Annotated in this window: 1 rRNA gene; it reads right to left on the bottom strand. The window is 50.3% G+C overall.

From position 1 onward, the window contains the following. Positions 1-34: 34 nt before the first annotated feature. Positions 35-1,546: ribosomal RNA gene (locus ACCQ42_RS07225) — 16S ribosomal RNA — on the bottom strand; the annotation flags it as partial.

Below are 1,546 nucleotides of genomic sequence, written 5' to 3'. Positions count from 1 at the left end.
GTGAGGAGAGAGCGTACCCTCTCCTCATCCTTAGAAAGGAGGTGATCCAGCCGCACCTTCCGATACGGCTACCTTGTTACGACTTCACCCCAGTTACTGACCCTACCTTCGACTGCTGCGTCCAAAAGGTTCGCTCACAGGCTTCGGGTATTGCCAACTTCCATGGTGTGACGGGCGGTGTGTACAAGACCCGGGAACGCATTCACCGCGGCATTCTGATCCACGATTACTAGCAACTCCAACTTCATGCACTCGAGTTGCAGAGTGCAATCCGAACTGGGACAGGCTTTTTGAGATTTGCTTGACATCGCTGTCTTGCTGCTCTGTGTACCTGCCATTGTAGCACGTGTGTAGCCCAAGTCATAAAGGGCATGATGATTTGACGTCATCCCCACCTTCCTCCGGTTTGTCACCGGCAGTATCGTTAGAGTCCCCAACTTAATGATGGTAACTAACAATAGGGGTTGCGCTCGTTATGGGACTTAACCCAACATCTCACGACACGAGCTGACGACAACCATGCACCACCTGTATTACAGTCTTCCGAAGAAGTAAGGAACTATCTCTAGCTCCCGCCGTAATATGTCAAGACTTGGTAAGGTTCTTCGCGTTGCGTCGAATTAAACCACATGCTCCGCTGCTTGTGCGGGTCCCCGTCAATTCCTTTGAGTTTCACACTTGCGTGCGTACTCCCCAGGCGGAGTGTTTAATGCGTTAGCTGCGGCACCCAGATTTACTCCAGACACCTAACACTCATCGTTTACGGCGTGGACTACCAGGGTATCTAATCCTGTTTGCTACCCACGCTTTCGTACCTCAGCGTCAGGTTATGGCCAGAAAGTCGCCTTCGCCACCGGTATTCCTCCTAATATCTGCGCATTTCACCGCTACACTAGGAATTCCACTTTCCCTTCCATACCTCAAGATGAGCAGTTTTAAAAGCTTACTATAGTTGAGCTATAGGATTTCACTTCTAACTTGCTTACCCGCCTACGTACCCTTTACGCCCAATGATTCCGGACAACGCTCGGACCTTACGTATTACCGCGGCTGCTGGCACGTAATTAGCCGGTCCTTATTCGTATAGTACTGTCATTTTCTTCCTATACAAAAGATTTTTACAACCCGAAGGCCTTCTAAATCACGCGGCGTCGCTGCATCAGGGTTTCCCCCATTGTGCAAAATTCCCCACTGCTGCCTCCCGTAGGAGTCTGGGCCGTGTCTCAGTCCCAATGTGGCCGTACACTCTCTCAAGCCGGCTACTGATCGTTGCCTTGGTGAGCCATTATCTCACCAACTAGCTAATCAGACGCAAGTCCATCTTAGAGCGATAAATCTTTGACCAGGCTACCATGCGATAGCTTGGTATCATTGGGTATTATTCTCCGTTTCCAGAGGCTATCCCCATCTCTAAGGCAGGTTACTCACGCGTTACTCACCCGTCCGCCACTAATCCACTTACTTTCACTCCGAAGAGATCAATTAAGTTTCATCGTTCGACTTGCATGTGTTATGCACGCCGCCAGCGTTAATCCTGAGCCAGGAT

The organism is Anaerococcus kampingae, assembly GCF_046365475.1.
Lineage (GTDB): Bacteria > Bacillota > Clostridia > Tissierellales > Peptoniphilaceae > Anaerococcus > Anaerococcus kampingae.
Note: the sequence above shows the minus strand (reverse complement) of the source record. Positions and strands in the feature narration are given on the sequence as shown.